The sequence below is a fragment of the Alishewanella maricola genome (assembly GCF_016343785.1).
Lineage (GTDB): Bacteria > Pseudomonadota > Gammaproteobacteria > Enterobacterales > Alteromonadaceae > Alishewanella > Alishewanella maricola.
Map to the genome: position 1 here is coordinate 47,552 of NZ_JAEINI020000011.1, position 19,164 is coordinate 66,715.

Consider the following 19,164-nt stretch of genomic DNA (forward strand, 5'->3'; position numbering starts at 1 on the left):
CATGTTACGTGGTGAGCGGTGTTTTAGCGCAGTTGTTTAGGCGTTTTCTTAACATGATAAGCAGTAGCAATGTCGCTTACTGAGATACCTAAAATCCCAGCTGCGGTAGGCCGCAGCTGGGATGTTCGGTGTAACAGGTGCTTAATTAAAACTGCACGGTATAACGCACACCCAGTTCGCGCGCATCATTGCTTAAAATACGCAGAACATAGTCACCGGTATTCAACCGAGCATTATCATAGCGCTCATCAAGCAGGTTTTGCGCATACAATGACACTGACCAGTCACCCTGAGCCGGTGCATAGCGCAGATCCATATTGATTAACTCACGGCTATCGATTTGGGTAAAGCGGCCACTGTCACTGCTTGGTTCGCCATACATCTCATCGCGGAAAGAGTAATCTAGCCGTGCGGTCAATTCGGCACCGCCTTCCAACGCAAATTTATACGTTGCGCCCAGCGCGGCCGTAACGTCAGGTGTCAACGGTGCAACGGGTTTCACAGCACCGATCTGATCCACATCAACATCGATATAGCCTACTGCACCGTGCAGTTTAAAAGCGTCAGTAACAAACCAGGTGCCTTCCCATTCAATACCACGTGAGGTTTGGCTTACCACTAAGTTTGTGGTGCTAAACCCGCCTTCTGCGGTGGTGCTCACCTGATAAGGTAAATCATCATATTCGGTATTAAATACCGCAATGCTCATGGCAAAGTTATTATTGATTTGCCCTTTTAAGCCCACTTCGTAGTTTACTGCCGTGATGTTTTCAGAAGCCACTAAGCAATTTGGATCGCCAAACAAGCAGTAAGGACGCGCCGGGAACTGACCTGATTGATAACCGCTTTGGATGCTACCGTAAACATTCAAGCCATTTTGCATGGTGTAGTTTGCGGATAAGTCATAGCTTAGCTGGCTCCAGCTGTCGCTAGCAGTAAAAGCACCAATGCCGACATCGGCAATCACGTCTTTTTTGTCACGGTTAAAACGCAAGCCACCGGCAATACGCAGATCGTCTGTAAGCATATAGCCGACATTCACAAAGATAGCGCGGCTGACTGAGCGCTGATCCAGCTCTAACAGGTTGGCACCACCGTTAAAACGTGAATCGGCACCTTGCCGATTGCTGCCTTCTTCGGTGAAATAATAAATCCCAGAAACAAAATCGACTTCACCGAGGTAACCATTTAATTGCAATTCAGCAGACGTTTGATCCGCATTACCCACTTCAGGATAGTGATCTAAGCTAAAAATAGTGGCGTCATCATCTAAGCCGGCTTTGTAGTCAGAGGTGCGATGGCTAATGATGGCTTTAGTGGCTAAGGTATCGGTCAGGCCGAGATCCATGGTCAGTGATAAACCGCTGGCAGAATTACTGACTTCAGTGACTTCTTTAGTACCTGTGGCATTATCATAAATATTAGCCGCTACATCGCTGTTACGAAGTGGGCCTGCCGGAGTGGGTTGGCCAAAACGCTCACCAGTGTAATAAGCACCCGTAGGCACTTCATCTATTAATGTGGTGTAAGGGCGCAAGCCGCCATTACCGTCGTTAGCATCAGCGGTAAGGGTAAAGCTTAAATCGTCTTGTGGCGAAAATTTAATAGCTAAACGCCCATAAGCTTCTTGGGTTTCACCCACATCATATTTGGCATTAGGCACGTTAATAAATTTACCTAAGCCATCACGCTCGTTATAGCCGGCATTTAAGTTGAAGGCGAGGGTATCGGTCAATTCATGATTAACAAACACATCACCTTTTAAGCGACCGCGTGTTCCGACACTGACCGTAGCCTTATTCAGAGCGACTTCATCTGGTTGTTTCGTAATAATATTAATGGCACCGCCAATGGAATTACGACCATACAAGGTGCCTTGTGGGCCACGTAACACCTCAATACGCGCAATATTATTCAGGTTCCAGTTTTGACCGACTTGGCGGCCAAGATACACGCCATCCACGTAAACACTGACACCCGGATCGGTGGTGATCAAGTGATCTTGCAAACCGATACCGCGAATAAAAGGGTTAGCCGACGAAGTGTGACCAGCAGAAAAACCCGTGACATTTAAATTGGGAACAAATTTACCGACATCGGTTAAATCAGTGATTCCTTGTTCGGCTAAGGCGTCGCCGCTGAACGCGCTGATAGCCACCGGCACTTCATAAATGGCTTGTGTACGTTTAGTTGCGGTGACCTCAATTATTTCAATTTTACTTTCGCTATTGTCCGCGGTTTGTTGTGCTAACGCGGAGGCATTAAACAAACCCGCCATTGCCACAGTCAGTAGGCTAAGTTTGGTAGATAAAGCAGGTGTCAGCTGTAGAGTTGGCATATGGTGTCATTCTCCTGAGTAGACTGCCCAACCTATGGGCAAACCCGCGGAGTATAAATGCTGAACAGCTGGATGAAAACCATTACCTGGCATTTAGCTTACTGTTTTTAATTGATGCTAACAGAGCGTAACTGAGGCGATAATTTGTGGCTGAGAAGATAAAATGTAGACGATATTTTGATTAAAGATTTTACTCTCTTTTTTCAAAAATGCTTTTTGGTAAAACATCTTGGCATTTTGTTATGGCGGTTAAAGATCCGGCAAGGTGATATTCGTTGCAAGCAGCACATGCTATGATATGGCCCCTAAATAAGATGTTCCATAGAGAGTATTTAGCTTGTTAGCTACGGTAAAAATGTCACTAAATTGCTTGATAGGCCTTTGTCGTAAAGGGTCTTTGCTAGGGGTATTTTTGCTGATCGGGCTTAGCGGCTGCGCCACCGTGTCGGTGTCGAATGTGGATAGCCGCGAGTATGTTAAGCAGCGGCGAGGCGATGTGTTAACTACGGGCACCATCAGCCAATATACAGGTGTCGTGCTGCAAATACTTGGGCTAGATCAGGCAAGCTGTCAGCGCGAAGCGGCAGAATGTGCCGAGATCCTCAGCACCGGTTTGGGTTTAACCAGTGAACAACGCCTATCGGCGATGGCGGAACTGTGGTTACATCAAGCCTTATGGTATAGCCGTCCACGCAATAAAGATGTGCTGGCTGAGGTCGATGCCTACCTGATGAGCGCTCGCTATGCTTACGCTTATTTATTTTATTCTGGTGTGACACCGATTAATCGTTTGTTTGAAGACCGGCAAACGCAAGTGCGTGATTACTACAACTTTGCCACCCAACAAGCCGCAACCTTATTATTCTCACAGCAACAACGGCGCTGGTTGCAAGACAGTGCTATTACCCTACAAACCGAGCGTTGGCAGTTACGTAGCCAGTTGCAACATCGGCGCTTTCGCGAGCAAGCACTTCCTGCACAGCTTGTGCCCACCAACACCTTGTCATTTCAAGGCTTGCGCAATCAATATCGCCGCGATGGGCTCGGTGCTGAATTAGTGGCCGTCAGTGCGGCGCGCACGCAATTAAATTTGCAGCAAGGCTATAGCGAATTACCCTCGCCGGTAGTAACAGCTGTATTGAGTTTTGGCGGTAACACGTTGGCGGAAGTATTAAGCACTGATCAGGTGACCTTGCATGTGCTGGATCCGCTGCAACAGCAACAAGTAACGATTGCGGGGGCTGACATTCCGCTAGCGGCTAATTTTACCGCCGGTTACGGTTTATGGCTGGCGCGTTCTGATTTTTCTCGGCAAGCATTTTGGAATTTAATGGGCGCAAGCGATTCATTAACGCAGCCACATTTATTTATGCTGCAGCCTTATGACCCTAATCGTAAAATTATCATTATGTTACATGGTATTGCTAGTAGTCCTGAAGCCTGGGTTAATACGGCGAATGAGGTTTTGGGTGATGAAAAGCTGCGTGCCAACTATCAGTTGTGGCAATTGTATTACCCTACGAACCTACCTTTGGTTCTGAATTTACAAGCTATACGCCAACGTATTACGCAAACCTTACGGCAGTTTGATCCTGAAGGCTTGGCTCCGGCTTCAGAAGATATCGTGATCATTGGTCATAGTATGGGTGGGCTATTGGCGCGTTTATTGGTGTCTGACTCGGGTGAGCAATTATTGTATGCCGTTAGCGAAGAGCATAAATTAGATTTAAAACGTCAGCAGCGTTTTTTTCAAAGCTTTCGTGATGATTTTACTTTTTCAGCTTTACCGGGGGCGAATCGGGCGATTTTTATTGCTACACCACATTTGGGTACGGCGGTGGCAGATTATCGTTTAGCTCGCTGGTTAGCCGGGCTCATTACCTTGCCCGTGACGGTGTTAGAACGTGTGGCCGAAGCCGCTGAGCTGTTAAACGATCCCAGCAGCAAGAGCCAAGCGCGGGTGCCATTGCGGATCACCAGCATTGAAAACCTCAGCGATAGCGATAGTTTTATCATGGCGGCGGCACGCATTCCGATTAATGCTGCGGTGCGGTATCACTCGATTATTGGGGTAGAACAACCCAGCTTACCCGTGGCCCAACACTCGGATGGCGTGGTACCCTATTTAAGCGCGCATTTACCGGAAGCTCAATCAGAGATGGTGATCCGTTCGGGACATAGCGTACAAGAAACCTCGGCTGCCATTTTAGAGATCCGCCGTATTTTGCATCAGCACCTCGCTGAGTTAACACGCTAAACGGCAAGTATTTCCGTTTGCGTTAGATCAAGGCTGAGTCAGTGAAAGCTCAGTATACTTCGGCCTTAGCTTAATAAGGGGTAGCAGATGCAAGCGATATCATGGGATGCGGCGTTAATTGCCAAATACAACATTAACGGACCGCGTTACACCTCTTATCCAACCGCGTTAGCGTTAGATCCTGCTTTTGACTCGGCCATGATTACCCCCGTGCTGCAAGACGCTCCGTCTGAGCTGAGCTTATATATACATATTCCGTTTTGTCATCAGCTTTGCTATTACTGTGGCTGCAATAAAATTGTCACGCGGCATCAGCACAAAGCTGATCAGTATTTAACGGCATTGGCGCAAGAAATGGCGCTGTATCAAGCTAGTGTAGCCGATAAGCGTATCACGCAATTGCACTTGGGTGGCGGCACCCCCACCTTTTTAACGGAAGCGCAGTTAACGCAATTAATGCAGTTAATTCATCAGCATTTTCTGCTGACAACTGAGGCAGAGATCAGTATTGAGATCGATCCGCGCAGTTGTAGCGAGCAAAAGCTGCGACATTTACGCCAACTGGGGTTTAATCGTGTCAGTTTTGGTGTGCAAGATTTAGACGAGAAAGTGCAAATTGCCATTAACCGAGTGCAAGAAACCGAGTTGATCCGCCAGCAAGTGCAATTAAGTCGAGCACTGGGTTTTAGCTCGGTCAATCTGGATCTGATTTATGGCCTGCCATATCAACAGCCCGACAGTTTTGCTGAAACCTTAGCCGAGATTATCCGTTTATCACCCGATCGCATTTCATTATTCAGCTATGCGCATTTACCAGAGCGCTTTGCCGCGCAGCGTAAAATTCCCCACGACAGTTTACCGGCTGCGCCTGCAAAGCTGCAGTTATTGCAATTGGCGATCACGGCGTTAGTAGGAGCCGGTTATCAATTTATTGGCATGGATCACTTTGCTAAAGCCAGTGATCCACTGGCGATAGCGCAGCAGCAAGGCCATTTGCAGCGTAATTTTCAAGGCTATACCACAGCCGGGCAAGATGCGTTGTTAGGGTTGGGCGTGTCAAGTATTAGCCAAATCAACGGTGTATTGTGGCAAAACAGTAAGGTATTAGCCGATTATTATGCTGCCTTACAGCAACAACAGCGCCCAGTTGAGCGTGGCTTTAGTTTAAGTGAGGATGATCGGCTGCGCGCTGCATTGATTAGCCAACTCATTTGTCATTTTAAACTGGATATCACTGCTTTTTGCCAGCAATGGCAGTTAATCGATTTTTGGGGATATTTTGCCGATGCGGTGCCGCAGTTGCAGCCGTTTATCACCGATGGATTACTTGTCGCCAATGACAGTGAGTTAACAGTGACTGCCTTAGGTCGACTATGGGTTCGCAGTATTTGTGCCTGCTTTGATGCCTATTTAACGCAAAGTCAGCAACGTTATTCCAAGGTAGTATAAATCGGCATAGGGCAGGGTAAGTTGACTTTTTTAATCAAAATGCTGAAAAAGCTTTCAGCAGTGGTTCAGTTGTACAGTGCAAGATTAACGGGTGTTTAGCAGAAAGTGGAGGCTATTATGGCCACAACAATCACCAAAACCCTGTTTGCTGTTTCTTTGTTAACGCTGGTACAACTGCCAGTGCTCGCGCATCAAGCTTCGCCCGTTGCCATTGAGCGAGTAGGTCATGATGTGTTGGTGTATACCTTAAGGCGGGCTGCCGATGAATTAGTGAGAGTGGCCCGCATCGATCCGGTGCAACAAGGCTATAGCCGATATTACAAGGTTAAGCATGCAACACCGCGTATTGTTGCCAAGCAGCGTCAAGCATTACAGCAGTTAGCCCATGAACATCAGCGTCATCTGGTGTCGTTAGAGCGTCAGCTTGACCGCGAATTAGCGCAATTATCTGATGCTTATCAGCACAGTCATCACAAAGCCAAACCCAAACAAAAGAGCAAAGCAAGACAAGCGTATCAACGTAAAGTTGAGCGGGCTTATGATAAGTTTGCGCATCAAGTAGAAGTAGCGCATAACCAATTTGACAGACAGCGTGAACAGATCTTGCTTGCGAAATACAGTTATCAGCCGCATGGGCGCGGTTAACCAAACACACGTATAGAAATGAGCGGCTATCGTAATTGATAGCCGTTCGGTTAAATCATCAACCAACCGCTAATGGCAAAAGCGCTTAAGGCCAGTGCTCCACAAAACAGCGCATAGGGCAATTGCGTTTTAACGTGCTCGAGCAAATCACAGCCCGCGGCGACGGAACTTACTGCCGTGCTGTCAGAAATAGGCGAGCAGTGGTCACCAAAAATCCCGCCGCTTAAAATGGCGGCTAATACCAATTGAGGGGGTAAATTTAATAAGGTCACCATGGGAATGCCAATGGGGATTAAAATGGCGAAAGTACCCCAGCTAGTACCGGTGGTGACTGACATTAAAGAACCGGCTAAAAACAGCAAGGCTGGGATTAAAAAATGCGGGATATTTTGATCGACCATACCGGCAATCACGGTGCCGGTGCCTAATACTTTTAAGCTACTGCCTAGCGCCATCGACAGCAGCACAATAGTCACTACTGGCAGTAATTCAGACATACCTTTAAAACCCATATCCACTAACTGCTGATGCTGGAAGCGGCGGCTGATAATCATCATGGCATACGCCACTAAACAGGCTAACACGGTGGCATATAGCACCGAGCGCGACCCCGAGCCCTGCACTAACTCGCCGTTACCGGTTAAAAACATAAAGCCAATCATTGAGCCTACTAAGGTTATTAACGGTAACAGCATAAAGGCTGGATGGCTGGCCGGCGTTTCAATTTCTGTTTGCGGTAATTGCTCGCTGGCGCGCTGTTCTACCCGTTTTAACGGGCCATATACTTTGCCACTGATAATGGTATACAGCACCACGGCTAGCGTAAATAAGGCATAAAAATTCAACGGGATACTGCCTAACAGCACTGAAATGGCCGGCATCGGTAACTCATAAGTACTTAATAAACCAAGCACATAAGCCCCCCAGCCATTGAGTAAAATGATAATACAAATAGGCGAGCTGGTACTGTCGATGATATAGGCAAGCCGAGCACGGCTCATCTGAAATTTATCAAATAAACCACGGGTGCTAATCCCCTTGGTTAGCGAGCTGAGGTTCGATTCAATAAAGGTAAAAAAGCTGATACCAAAGGTCAGTAAACCGGCTTGACGGCCAGAGCGGGCAATACCTTTTCGTACTAAAAAATCTACCGTTGCGGTAACACCGCCAGAGAGGCGTAAATAAGCTAATAAACCACCGACTAACAAGGAAAACATTAAGATCCGAGCATTACCATCATCAGCGGTAACCGCAACAATACGCTCTAAGGTTTGAATACTGCCATCAAGCAGTAAACCCGCACCAAAGCCTTGTCCTTGCTGCATGAAAATCAGCAGTTCGGCGGTACAGAGAGATAATAACAGCGCTAAGATCACTTCTTTACGCCAGAGCACAACCGCAATCGCTACGATTGCCGGTAACAGGGTGAGCCAATTTGCCAAGATGTTCTCCGTTTTATGCGGGATCTGCTGGATGATGGCGGCCATAACGCTCAGGCGCTGTGTTCATCGCAGTTTGGATAATTTATGATTTTATACAGGCTAACTGCGCCTTCTGCAAGCGCGAACCCTGTGGCTTTACTCAGAAACTAATTAAAATATCCTATTGTCTTTTCATGCGTTTGTATTAGGATCTGTATAAGTATTGCAGTTTAAATGGGCTAATCATGAATAAATTGGTTTTCCTGATACTGGCAGTCAGCAGCGTAATAATGGCCAAAGCAATGACAATTCCTGATTATCACCCGTATCAACAAGCGCATTTAAATAAACCGCAACTGCAATTTAGCGATATTGCGCCGTTAATCGAGCACTACCAAGTGCAGCCATGGCTAACGGTAACCGAACTGGGGCGTTCGGTGAAGCAGCAGCCCATTTATCAACTTCAATTAGGCCAAGGTGACAAGCGAATATTGGCTTGGTCGCAAATGCACGGTGATGAATCTACCGCCACCGCGGCTCTGTTCGATTTATTAAATTATCTACAGGCACCAGAGCAGGCGGCGTGGCGCGAGCAGTTATTTGCCGAAATAACGCTGTATATTATACCCATGCTCAATCCGGATGGTGCCGCTAAGCACAGCCGAGTCAATGCCCAAGGTATCGATATTAATCGTGATGCCCTGGCGTTACAAAGCCCAGAAGGGCAGTTGTTAATGGCGGCAGCCAAGCAGATTAAACCGCATTTTGCTTTTAACTTGCATGATCAAAACCGTTTTCATGCGGCAGGTCCTTATCCTAACCCCGCAACGATTTCATTGTTAGCGCCGGCTTATAATGCCGAACGTGAGATTAATGCTAGCCGCCGAGCTGCGATGCAGTTAATTGCGCATGTCCAACCTTGGCTTGAGCAGCAGATCCCGCAGCATATCGGTCGTTATGCCGATGATTGGTCGGCCCGATCTTTTGGCGATACGTTTGCGGCGATGGGCATTAGCACGGTGTTAGTGGAGTCGGGCGCTTATCGTGGTGATGACAATCGGCAAATGGCGCGGTGGTTGAATTTCCAACTCTATGTGGCTTGGTTAGCTGCGATTGCTAGTGATAGTTATCAGCAGGCTGATGTGGCGTTGTATAACGCCATCCCATTTAACCGTAGCGGCGGCATGAAAGATGTCTTGCTACAAGGGTTAACCGTGAGCATCGGCGACACGACGGCTACGGTGGATCTGGCCATTAATTTGGCTCTTACTGGCGATCGGCGCGCGCGTATTGATGAGCTAGGTGACTTATCCTTGTTCAGCGCTTTTCATCAATTTTCGGTGCAAGGTTTAGCTTTTAAAGCTGGGCAGGCTTACCCGCTTAACACGGCCTTGTCTTTAGACACTGAGGCACATCTCGCTTTACTGCAGCAAGGTTATACCCATTTTTCGGGTGATAAGGCTTTGTTGCAAGCAAGCAGCCGTTTGCCCGTGCTGCTGAATCCGTTACGCCCGACACAAGGCTCGCCACAACTTTGGCAAGGTGCCACGTTCTTATTAGTTAATACGCAAGGCAAGGTTGTGCAAGCCGTATTAAATGGCCAATTAATTAGCGTGCCCAGCGGCGTTATTCACAACCCGTTAGGCACTTAACGGGCTTTACGGATAAAGCAAATAGGCTTGACGCTGTTTTAAAAACAGCTGTAGCTGTGGTTGCCAACTGGCGCGGATCTGCGCCTCACTTAAACCGGCAGCGATTTGCAAACGCAATTGATCGGTGCCGGCTAATTTATCCATAAAATCGGGCGCGCTAAATAGCGTTTTCGCATGACTATCAAATAACTGATTCCAGCGCATCAAATAACTCAGCGTTAAGCCGCCAGCCGGCACGTGGCGTAAATCTTCACCATGTAGCAATTGGTCCATTAAGGGCGGTTTTAATGCGGCACCCGGTGTGCTAACCGGGGTAAAAGCAAAGCCGTCAGTGGCAAACTTATCATAACCAATCACTTGAAACGGAAAATCTGTGCCACGGCCAACACTGAGCGGTGTCGCCTCAAAAAAGCCGAGCGATGGATAGAGTTTAATCGCTTGTTGATTCGGCAGGTTGGGGCTTGGTGGGATCGGTAAGGTATAAGCTTGCTGGCGTTGATAGTTCGCCACTGGGATCACGGTCAGTGTTAATTTATCAGCTTGAGCTATCCAACCCTCGCCTTTAATCATTAGGGCTAACTCACCCACGGTCATACCGTGTAATAATGGAATGGGGTGCATCCCCACAAATGACTGAAAAGCTAAGTCGAGCACAGGCCCATCCACATAGGCGCCATTCGGATTAGGCCGATCCAGCACCAGCATCGGTTTTGAAAATTCGGCTGCTGCCGCTAACATGTAGTGCATCGAGCTGATGTAGGTGTAATAACGTACGCCAACATCCTGAATATCAAACAGGATAATATCCAGTGCTTGCATTTGCTCGGGGCTGGGTTTTTTGCTGGCGCCATACATTGACCAAACCGGTAAACCCGTGCGGCTATCTGTGCCATTAGCGATAGCGGCACCAGCGTCATGATTCCCTCGAAAACCATGCTCTGGCGCGAAGATCGCGACCACCTGAATGTTTTGCGCCAGTAAAAAGTCAACCAGATGTTGTTCACCCACTACCGAGGTTTGATTAACTAACAAGCCAACACGTTTACCTTTTAGTAGCGGCAAGTATTTAGCCGGTTGCTCAGCGCCGGTCAGCAGCACGGGCGCGGCACTATTGGCCAAAGCTAGCGGGCTAAACCAAACGAGAAGTGTGAGCGCAAGGTGCCAGACGGATTTCATTGCATCGCCTCCAATGCTTGGCGCACGAAGCCCTGTTGTGCCGTTAATTGCTCACGGCAACGGGCAATCGGTTGGCCACTGAGTAAATGTAAAATAGCCAGCTTGGCGTTCATTTGGGTGTCTTGTAAGGCTTTTTCCGCCACTGGCGCAGTGCAGTCGGTGGCTTGCATCACTATACGAATGGCGCGAGCGACTAATTTTTGGTTACTGGCATGCAGGTCGACCATTAAATTCTGATAAACCTTGCCGGTACGCACCATGGCGGCGGTGCTGAGCATATTTAAAATCATTTTTTGTGCGGTGCCGGCTTTCATCCGGGTTGAACCGGTGACCACTTCTGGCCCAACTTCAGCGCAGATGGCAATATCGGCAGCTTGTAGCAGTGGGGCCTGGGCATTACAACTAATAGCGACGGTGCTGGCGCCTAGCGAGCGCGCATAGGCCAGCCCACCTAGCACATAAGGGGTACGGCCACTGGCAGCAATGCCGACTAACACGTCTTTAGCGCTAAACTGAATGCGTTGTAAGTCGGCAGCACCAAGCTCTGGGTTATCTTCGGCGCCTTCAACGGCTTTATAGATCGCTTTATCACCCCCGGCAATTAAACCGATCACTTGCTGATCTGGCACGCTATACGTGGGAGGGCATTCCACCGCATCTAAGATCCCCAAGCGACCACTGGTTCCTGCGCCCAGATAGATTAAACGACCCCCGTGCGTAAAGGCTTTAACAATCTGATCAACCGCCGCAGCGATTTGCGGTAAAGCGGGGGTAATGTGCTGTGCAACCCCTTGGTCGGCTTGGTTGATTAACGACACCAGTTGCAAGCTATTGAGTTGATCGATATTGGCACTGTCGCTATTACGTGCTTCGGTGCTCATGTTGGCCAGTTGGGTTAATAATTGTTCTGTGTGCATGGTCTTGCCTGTCTTAAGAAGAAGCGGCCAATTTGGCCGCTAGAACTAAACCCCCCGCTAATGCATCACCGCGGGCAGGTTGTAATTGTGCTTGTAAGTTATCGCAAAGCCAAGGCTGGCAATGCGTGGCTAAGCCACCTAATAACACCAAGGGCAAATTTTGCTGGTTGAGCGCGCACTTAGCCAAGGTAGAAATGGCAGCACCTTGCTGTTGTTGTAATTGCTGGCTGAGTGCATCCTGATAGTGATAGATCAAGGGCGCCAGTTTGGCAAAGTCGCTTGCATTGGCTTGTTTTAACCAAGGCAGCAACTGCTCGGTATTCGCGCCACATTGCTGACTAACCGCAGTCAGTAATGGGCTAAGTGGCCGTTGCCAATCTAATTGCCATAACAGTTGTCGTACTAATTGTTGACCAAGCCAAGCGCCACCGCCTTCATCGCCAATACCAAAACCCCAGCCACCTACCTGGTGTTCAGTGCCATCCTGTTGCAAGCGCATACCCACCGAACCGGTACCAATCGCCACCACCACCACGGGTTGGCCTAAGTTCGCACCATATAAAGAGGTACGCGCATCCGTTGTCAGCAGCCAGTGAGCGAAAGGGATTTGCTGGGCTTGGTTAAATGCTTCGGCTAACTGCGGATTTCCCGCGCCCGCTAAGCCGAAAATAGCACTGACGTCAGCAGGGCGGGCATTGGCTTGTTGGCAAAGCTGCAGGCTAAGCTCACGCACATGATGAATAGCTGCTGCAAAATCGTTGGTCAGCTGGGCAGCACCAGCGCGAGCCGTCCAACGTTGGCCGCTTTGTTGACACAGCAATAGGCCATCCGTTTTGGTGCCACCGCCATCTAAGGTTAACAAGTAACGCATTAAGCCTCCTTGGCATGCGCAGACGTGGTTTGCTGTGCGCTGCCGCTATAACAGGTTAAAAAGGCCAAAAGCGTGGCGATACATAACTGCCAGGTGAAGCCTAAATCTAAAGCCGCTAAGTTTGGACTAAGCTGCTTTAATACATAGGGTTGCAATACTAAGCAAGTAACAAAGCCAACACACAAGGCGGCCGTCACACTATATCGATTACCGCGCCGAGTAAATAACGCGGTAAAAAATACGCCGAGTAAACCGCTGTAAGAAAACACCATTACGCTAAGCGCAAAGGCCAGTAGCGGCATATCGGAATACTGTTGCCAGTAAAAACATAAGATGGCCATTAAGGATAACGCGATAGCCGTTAGCAGCATGGCGCATTGTCCGGCACGGACAAAATGTTTAGCTTCGGTAGTTGGTTGGCGGCGTAAGCGCCAAGGTTGATAGAGATCTGCAACCAGTACCGAGGCCATGGAGTTTAGCCCTGAGGTAATGGTTGAAAGCGCCGCGGCAATCACGCCGACCACCACCAAACCCCGTAAGCCAGATGGCAATTCATTTAGCACATAGTACATAAAGACGGTGATTTTCTCGCCTTGAAAGCTGTCTTGTAATACCTGTGTGCCTGCCGCTAAATCTGGCCGTTGATAAAACAAGTACAATAAAAATCCAATGACAATAAACACCAACATTACTGGGATCACTAATAACACTGAAGAGAGCAGCGCTTGCGCGCCTTTCGCTGGTGTTTTACAAGTCAATACGCGCTGCGTCATATCTTGATCTAAACCAAAGGCCGCAATATTTAATAAGACAAAGCCGGTAAGCGCTGACCAAACATTAAAGACGCCTGCCGAGCTAAAATCCAGATGGAAATCGAATAACAACAATTTCGAACGGGCTTGCTCTGGCGGATAACGTAAAGCCTCAACAACTTGTTGCCAGGGAAGATCGAGGCTGCTGTATAAATAAAACAAAACCAGCAAGGCGGCACTAACATAGACAAAGCACTGTAATGCATCGGTATAAATGACCGAGCGGATACCGCCCATCATGGTACAAAGTAAACCGATCACGGCCAATAACGCGACTGCGGCCACAATACCGCTGGCGTTGATATGATTAAACAGCAGCATTGATACCGCTAAAGCCGCCATATATAAGCGCGCGCCACTGGCAAACACCCGACCAAATAAATACATTTGCCCAGCATGATTTTTCGCGCTGGCGCTAAAGCGCTGTTCTAATAACTCATACACGGTGGTGACTTTTAGCTGGTAATAGCGAGGGATCAGCCATTTAATCACAAACCAGGCCGCCAAAATGGCGCCAAAAGAGCTGGCTAAATAGGTTAAATTGCCACGAAAGCCCATATCGGGGCCACCTAAAAAAGTGGCCGCAGATTGCGACGTGGCAAGTACAGAAATTGCCACCAGCCATGCGGGCATTGAATTAGCCGCTAAGAAGTAATCACTGCTGTTCTTCGATTTTTGTTGGTTGACCCACCATGCCAATAAACCAAGGATCAAAAAGTAGCTGCAAAAGACCAGCCAATCTAATAAGGTGAGCTGCATTACGCTTTGCCTGTCGAAATTAATGCGCCAAACCCACCCCGCAGCACATTGCTGTGATGGGGTTGCTGGCAATTGCTAGCTGCAGTAAAGCATAAGTTATAGAATGTGAATAGACTAAAATATTCTTGTTTGCGTATTTTTTATGAATAATTTATGTTTAACCCTAATGAATTAGGCTAAGGATTTCCAATTGGCTACTGCTCGCCTTGGTTGCTACCGCAAAGTATTGCTAGCAATGCTGTCAACTTCACTGTTTTGGACTGCTATGGATATAAATGCTGCTGCGCGCAAGCCGGCAATAGATGTGCCCCACATGTTGGGACAAAAATTGATGTTGGATCTACGTTATTACTGTGACACGCCCGTAGCGGCGGGGCAATGTCGAACGCCGATGACGCAATTACCTGCGGCTTTAGCCGAGTTAATTCAACGCTATCAGATTGGCGGCGTTATTTTGTTTGCAGAAAACGTGCAACAACCACAGCAGATTATTCAATTAACCGAGCAGTTGCAGGCGGCTGCTCAAGCGCAAGGACATCATTTACCGCTTTTTATCGGTATCGACCAAGAAGGCGGTCGCGTGGCGCGTTTACCCCGCCAACAATCAACCTCGTTTAGCGGCAATATGGCCATCGGTGCCACTTATCCCGTGCATGGCACCGCCTTTGCTAGTCAAGTAGGTACGGTTCTGGCGCATGAGCTGTTAAGTTTAGGCATTAACGTTAACTTTGCGCCCACGGTTGATGTGAATGTAAACCCCTTAAACCCGGTGATTAACGTTCGTTCTTTTGGTGAAGATGCCAAACAAGTGGCAGAGCTGGGTGGGGCGATGACAGGCGCGATGCAGCAAGCGGGCTTGTTAGTTTCGCTAAAGCACTTTCCAGGACATGGCGATACGCATGTTGACAGCCACTTGGGGTTACCCCGTGTTGATCATAGCGCGGAGCAAATTGCCAATACCGATTTATACCCCTTTGCGAAGATTATTCAGCAATATGATCCGGCGATGATCATGACTGCGCATATTCAGTTTCCGGCTTTAGACGACAGCGTGTTCGTGAGCAAAAATGGCGAAACCATGTTAAAGCCAGCGACGTTGTCGCGGAATATTTTGCATGGCGTATTGCGCCAACAGCTGGGTTATAAAGGGCTGATTGTTACTGACGCCTTGGATATGGCTGGTATTAGTCATTTCTTTACCGTACCCCAAGCCGTGATTGAAACCTTTGCTGCGGGGGCTGATATTGCCTTGATGCCAGTGAAATTACAAAGCCCAGCGGAGTTACCCCAACTGGCCGCTTTATTAGATGAATTAAGCGCGGCCGTGGCGCAAGGGCATTTAGATAAGCAAGAATTACAGGCGTCTTATCAACGTATTGTTAAGGCTAAACAGAGCCTAAAAGCGCTAAGTCAGCCCAGTCTCGCGTTGGCGACAAAAACCTTAGCTAACCCAGAGCATCGCGCCGCTGAGTTGGCCTTAGCCCGAGCTGCCGTCACCGTGGTAAAAGGGTCAACGGCATTACCGTTAACCTTTGCGGGTAAAAAAACGGTCTTGTTAATGCCTGATACCAGTAAGGGCCGAGTGTTGCAGCAACATTTGCAGCAACTTGGCGCGAATAGCGCTGATATCACGGTGATCAGTTTAGTGCAGCTTAATTTAGATCAGGCCAAGCAACAGATTGCCGCAGCTGATCAGGTCATTGCTGCCTTTATTTCACCGATGCAATCTTTAGCTGAAATGGGCGGTATGGACGATCTTGCTGCGAATACCAATTTGGCTGAGGCGTATCAAAAGCAGCAGCGTTACTTTTACCAGTTATTGGAATATGGTGCCGCGTTAAAGAAAGATCAGACCTTTGTCAGTTTGCGCTCACCTTACGAAATCAGCCTGTATGCACCCTTGGTGCAGCGCACCATCGCGACTTATGCCTACCATAACTGGCAACAGCAAGATGGTAGCTTAGTCAGCCCAATTTATCAGGCTCTGGCCGAAGTGTTGGTGGGGCAGCGCCAAGCCACGGGCCAATTACCGGTCACGTTGCCGCTGAGTATGCCTGCGGTTACGGCGGGCCAATAGGCATGTTTGGTGTGCGCCAACACTGCCAAGCCATTTTGGCGCAACAGCCCGCGGGCCGTTTGTTGGCGCTGGATATCTTACGCGGCTTGGCCATTATGGCCATGGTATTGGTGAATAACCCAGGCAGTTGGCAATATATCTATGCGCCGCTACGCCATGCCGAATGGCATGGCTGGACAGTGACCGATCTGATCTTTCCGGCTTTTATCATTATGGTCGGCATGTCGATCCAGCTGAGCTTGCGGCAAAAAGTAGCGCAAACCAAGCTTGAGGTCATTAAAGCCGGCGCACTACGTGCATTAAAACTGTATTTGCTGGGGTTATTCTTGGTGCTGTTTTATTATAACTTTCGTGATCCGGCTTACAGTTATTTGCAGCAAAAACTTCTAACGGTACGTTGGTTTGGTGTATTACAACGCATCGCCTTGGTGTACTTTTGTACCTTATTAATTGTGCTGTATTGCGGCACCCGAGCACGAGTGCTTTGGCTGGTGGGCTTATGTGTAGTTTATCTCGCTTTGATGCAATACATGCCATATCAGGACGCGCAAGGGCAACAATTTGTTGGGCTTTGGCAATTTGGCAATAATTTTGCTGCCTGGTTGGATCATCAGATACTCGGCGCGCAGCATGTGTTTTTTCGAAGCGCTACCCCCTTTGCGTTTGATCCCGAAGGCTTATTAAGCACTTTACCGGCCATCAGCAGCTGTTTACTGGGCGTGGTGCTGGCGCAACTTTTACAAAGTGACCAGCCTCTCGCGTTTAAAATTCGTTTACTGGCTTTAGCCGGCGTGGCGATGGTATGGATTGCCGAACTCGCCCATCCGCTGTTACCCATTAACAAAATGCTATGGACCCCCACTTTTGTGTTGCTAAGCACCGGTTACACCGCGTTATTGCTGGCGGTGATTCTTTGGCTTACCGAAATTAAACGTTATCGCTTATGGGGTGCACCGCTAGTTGTGTTTGGCGTTAATGCTATTTTATTTTTTATGTTAGCGGGGGTGGCGGCTCGTATCTTATCCATGCTGCCAGTGGCGGGGACGACTTTGGGCAATAGCTTATTTCGGGAAGTTTTTCAGCCGTTATTCGGTAATTACAATGGTTCGTTAGCCTTTGCGTTGTGCTTTTTAGCGATAGCGTATCTGGGCATGTTGGCTTTGTATCGGCGCGGTTTTATCTTTAAAGTGTAAGAAATGCCACGCGAGATAACAGTTGTTGACCTGGTGTTGACAGTAGCCATAGCAATAAAATGCAGTTGGCTAATACGATAAGCCAAAATTCGCGTTGAAACAGTGGCTTACTGCGTTTGTGAGCGAGTTTTTTCTGAGCAAATAATGCCCCTGGCCAGCCGCCAATTAAGCTAAACATTTGTAAGCTTTCTTCAGGTAAGCGCTGACTTTGCCTTGCAATGGCCGCGTTTTTATCCGCTTGATATAACCAATAAGTAAAGATACTGACCTCGATATAAAGGATCGGTAAGATATACGGCAAGGTACCAAACAATAAACTGATAATCACCAGCATTAAAAAGGCCGCCCGAAAATACAGCGCCAGATCTTTAGCATACTCTAAGTCAACGGTATTTTTCGGGATAACAAGACGTTCTTTGGGTGGGGCAATTGTTGCGCTACTGTCGATGCTTAAGCTAACCGCAATTGGCCGACCTTTTTTATCTGTACCCAGGTCAAAACGCAGCAGATCACCCTCAGCAGGCCGTTGTTTTGGCTGAGCAAAATCGCGGATATGAAAAAAAAGTTTCTGGTTCGTTTGCTCACAAAACAAAAAACCAAAGCCTTTTTTGTCTTGCCAGAAAACGACCTTGCCTGTCAGTTGCATCAACTACACCTCACTGACCCAGCAAATGACTGAATAGTGATCAGTGTAGCAGAAACGGCCAACATTGTTTACTTCCGGCTCTGTAAACGCATCGATAAATCAATAGCCGCAACATGCTTGGTTAAAGCACCACTGGAAATAAAGTCGACACCGGTGGCCGCAAGGGCGCTAAGGTTTTCGCTGGTAATATTGCCAGACACTTCCAATTTAGCTTGGCCTGCGGTCAGCAATACCGCTTGTTGAATATCGGGCAAACTAAAGTTATCTAACATAATAATATCAGCTTGAGCACTGAGCGCTTCGGCTAACTCGGTGAGGCTCTCGACTTCAACTTCAATCGGTTTCCCTGGAAAATTAATACGGGCTGTTTGCACGGCGTTGCTAATCGTGCCCGCGGCAGCGATATGATTTTCTTTAATTAAAAACGCGTCGAACAAACCAAAACGATGGTTTAAGCCGCCGCCGCAGCTTACCGCATATTTCTGGGCAAAGCGCAGACCAGGTAGGGTTTTACGGGTATCCAGTAATCGGGTGTTGCTGCCTGCTAGAAACTGAACGTAGTACGCTGTGGTGGTCGCAGTGCCGCTGAGCAATTGTAAAAAGTTAAGTGCACTGCGCTCTCCGGTAAGCAACACACTGGCTGGGCCAGTTAAAGTACACAGCAGGCTGTTGGCTGCCACTTGGTCGCCATCGGCAACATGCCAACGCACGCTGACGTCGGCACTAAGTTGTTTAAATACCTCATCAACAAAAGCCGTGCCACAGATCACACAATCTTCACGCGTGATAATAGTGGCATCTGCATATTGCTGAGGGGGGATCAACGATGCGGTGATATCGCCTAAAGCAAGCGGTTGCATACCTAAGTCTTCCGCCAGCGCAGTAGTGACCGCACGCGGAATTTCGTTGGCTAATAACGGGTGAGCAAAGGGTACGACGTGTCTGTTCATA

14 protein-coding genes are annotated in these 19,164 nt (G+C 48.3%); 6 read left to right on the forward strand and 8 right to left on the reverse strand.

Translation table 11 applies throughout. The annotated features are described in order from the left end of the window. Window positions 1–145: 145 nt before the first annotated feature. Window positions 146–2,338: a TonB-dependent receptor gene (locus JAO78_RS13755; protein WP_226751941.1), complete on the reverse strand. Its 2,193-nt coding sequence runs from the start codon at window positions 2,336–2,338 to the stop codon at window positions 146–148. Between the two features lie 412 nt (window positions 2,339–2,750). Here JAO78_RS13755 and JAO78_RS13760 point away from each other — a divergent pair, with 412 nt between their 5' ends. The 3 genes from JAO78_RS13760 to JAO78_RS13770 all read left to right on the forward strand — a co-directional run bounded on the left by JAO78_RS13760 (window position 2,751) and on the right by JAO78_RS13770 (window position 6,689). Beyond that, the gene (locus JAO78_RS13760; protein WP_226751942.1) at window positions 2,751–4,595 is read left to right on the forward strand and encodes an esterase/lipase family protein; all 1,845 of its coding nucleotides are present in this window, start codon (window positions 2,751–2,753) and stop codon (window positions 4,593–4,595) included. Window positions 4,596–4,682: 87 nt separating this feature from the next. Next, on the forward strand, window positions 4,683–6,044 hold the full coding sequence (gene hemN / locus JAO78_RS13765) for an oxygen-independent coproporphyrinogen III oxidase (RefSeq protein ID WP_226751943.1): 1,362 nt from the start codon (window positions 4,683–4,685) through the stop codon (window positions 6,042–6,044). A gap of 117 nt (window positions 6,045–6,161) precedes the next feature. Continuing rightward, window positions 6,162–6,689: a hypothetical protein gene (locus tag JAO78_RS13770; RefSeq protein ID WP_226751944.1), complete on the forward strand. Its 528-nt coding sequence runs from the start codon at window positions 6,162–6,164 to the stop codon at window positions 6,687–6,689. A 50-nt stretch (window positions 6,690–6,739) separates the two neighbouring features. On the opposite strand, the gene JAO78_RS13775 is transcribed toward JAO78_RS13770, so the two are convergent. Beyond that, on the reverse strand, window positions 6,740–8,176 hold the full coding sequence (locus tag JAO78_RS13775; protein ID WP_226751945.1) for a Na+/H+ antiporter NhaC family protein: 1,437 nt from the start codon (window positions 8,174–8,176) through the stop codon (window positions 6,740–6,742). Between the two features lie 179 nt (window positions 8,177–8,355). Here JAO78_RS13775 and JAO78_RS13780 point away from each other — a divergent pair, with 179 nt between their 5' ends. After that, on the forward strand, window positions 8,356–9,762 hold the full coding sequence (locus JAO78_RS13780; protein WP_226751946.1) for a M14 family zinc carboxypeptidase: 1,407 nt from the start codon (window positions 8,356–8,358) through the stop codon (window positions 9,760–9,762). Window positions 9,763–9,768: 6 nt separating this feature from the next. On the opposite strand, the gene JAO78_RS13785 is transcribed toward JAO78_RS13780, so the two are convergent. Genes JAO78_RS13785 through JAO78_RS13800 form a run of 4 tightly spaced genes read right to left on the reverse strand, consistent with a single transcriptional unit; the run spans window position 9,769 to window position 14,297 of the window. Continuing rightward, on the reverse strand, window positions 9,769–10,938 hold the full coding sequence (locus JAO78_RS13785; protein WP_226751947.1) for an exo-beta-N-acetylmuramidase NamZ family protein: 1,170 nt from the start codon (window positions 10,936–10,938) through the stop codon (window positions 9,769–9,771). After that, window positions 10,935–11,855: an N-acetylmuramic acid 6-phosphate etherase gene (gene murQ, locus JAO78_RS13790; protein WP_226751948.1), complete on the reverse strand. Its 921-nt coding sequence runs from the start codon at window positions 11,853–11,855 to the stop codon at window positions 10,935–10,937. The genes JAO78_RS13785 and murQ overlap by 4 nt, the downstream gene beginning before the upstream one ends. Window positions 11,856–11,868: 13 nt before the next feature. Beyond that, window positions 11,869–12,726 carry a glucosamine kinase nucleotide-binding domain-containing protein gene (locus JAO78_RS13795; RefSeq protein WP_226751949.1) on the reverse strand — a complete coding sequence of 286 codons (858 nt, stop codon included), beginning with the start codon at window positions 12,724–12,726 and terminating at the stop codon, window positions 11,869–11,871. Next, window positions 12,726–14,297 carry a sodium:solute symporter gene (locus JAO78_RS13800; protein WP_226751950.1) on the reverse strand — a complete coding sequence of 524 codons (1,572 nt, stop codon included), beginning with the start codon at window positions 14,295–14,297 and terminating at the stop codon, window positions 12,726–12,728. The genes JAO78_RS13795 and JAO78_RS13800 overlap by 1 nt, the downstream gene beginning before the upstream one ends. 265 nt (window positions 14,298–14,562) lie before the next feature. Here JAO78_RS13800 and JAO78_RS13805 point away from each other — a divergent pair, with 265 nt between their 5' ends. Both JAO78_RS13805 and JAO78_RS13810 read left to right on the forward strand, forming a co-directional pair. Beyond that, the gene (locus tag JAO78_RS13805; protein ID WP_226751951.1) at window positions 14,563–16,374 is read left to right on the forward strand and encodes a glycoside hydrolase family 3 protein; all 1,812 of its coding nucleotides are present in this window, start codon (window positions 14,563–14,565) and stop codon (window positions 16,372–16,374) included. Window positions 16,375–16,376: 2 nt separating this feature from the next. Beyond that, window positions 16,377–17,567: an acyltransferase family protein gene (locus JAO78_RS13810; protein ID WP_226751952.1), complete on the forward strand. Its 1,191-nt coding sequence runs from the start codon at window positions 16,377–16,379 to the stop codon at window positions 17,565–17,567. Here JAO78_RS13810 and JAO78_RS13815 read toward each other — a convergent pair. Together JAO78_RS13815 and nadC are read right to left on the reverse strand one after the other, a co-directional pair. Continuing rightward, window positions 17,557–18,213, reverse strand: a complete 657-nt coding sequence (locus tag JAO78_RS13815) for a DUF1294 domain-containing protein (protein ID WP_226751953.1) — start codon at window positions 18,211–18,213, stop codon at window positions 17,557–17,559. The two genes, JAO78_RS13810 and JAO78_RS13815, sit on opposite strands and share 11 nt — an antisense overlap. Before the next feature lie 68 nt (window positions 18,214–18,281). Then, window positions 18,282–19,163 (reverse strand): carboxylating nicotinate-nucleotide diphosphorylase, encoded by an 882-nt coding sequence (nadC, locus tag JAO78_RS13820; protein WP_226751954.1) that lies wholly within the window; start codon window positions 19,161–19,163, stop codon window positions 18,282–18,284. Window position 19,164: the final 1 nt, after the last annotated feature.

What these genes read in the sequence shown, in the direction of transcription:
- JAO78_RS13785 (WP_226751947.1), bottom strand. Translation starts at nt 10,938, where the DNA reads ATGAAATCCGTCTGGCACCTTGCGCTCACACTTCTCGTTTGGTTTAGC.
- hemN (WP_226751943.1), top strand. Translation starts at nt 4,683, where the DNA reads ATGCAAGCGATATCATGGGATGCGGCGTTAATTGCCAAATACAACATT.
- JAO78_RS13755 (WP_226751941.1), bottom strand. Translation starts at nt 2,338, where the DNA reads ATGCCAACTCTACAGCTGACACCTGCTTTATCTACCAAACTTAGCCTA.
- murQ (WP_226751948.1), bottom strand. Translation starts at nt 11,855, where the DNA reads ATGCACACAGAACAATTATTAACCCAACTGGCCAACATGAGCACCGAA.
- nadC (WP_226751954.1), bottom strand. Translation starts at nt 19,163, where the DNA reads ATGAACAGACACGTCGTACCCTTTGCTCACCCGTTATTAGCCAACGAA.
- JAO78_RS13810 (WP_226751952.1), top strand. Translation starts at nt 16,377, where the DNA reads ATGTTTGGTGTGCGCCAACACTGCCAAGCCATTTTGGCGCAACAGCCC.
- JAO78_RS13770 (WP_226751944.1), top strand. Translation starts at nt 6,162, where the DNA reads ATGGCCACAACAATCACCAAAACCCTGTTTGCTGTTTCTTTGTTAACG.
- JAO78_RS13800 (WP_226751950.1), bottom strand. Translation starts at nt 14,297, where the DNA reads ATGCAGCTCACCTTATTAGATTGGCTGGTCTTTTGCAGCTACTTTTTG.
- JAO78_RS13795 (WP_226751949.1), bottom strand. Translation starts at nt 12,726, where the DNA reads ATGCGTTACTTGTTAACCTTAGATGGCGGTGGCACCAAAACGGATGGC.
- JAO78_RS13780 (WP_226751946.1), top strand. Translation starts at nt 8,356, where the DNA reads ATGAATAAATTGGTTTTCCTGATACTGGCAGTCAGCAGCGTAATAATG.
- JAO78_RS13805 (WP_226751951.1), top strand. Translation starts at nt 14,563, where the DNA reads ATGGATATAAATGCTGCTGCGCGCAAGCCGGCAATAGATGTGCCCCAC.
- JAO78_RS13815 (WP_226751953.1), bottom strand. Translation starts at nt 18,213, where the DNA reads ATGCAACTGACAGGCAAGGTCGTTTTCTGGCAAGACAAAAAAGGCTTT.
- JAO78_RS13775 (WP_226751945.1), bottom strand. Translation starts at nt 8,176, where the DNA reads ATGGCCGCCATCATCCAGCAGATCCCGCATAAAACGGAGAACATCTTG.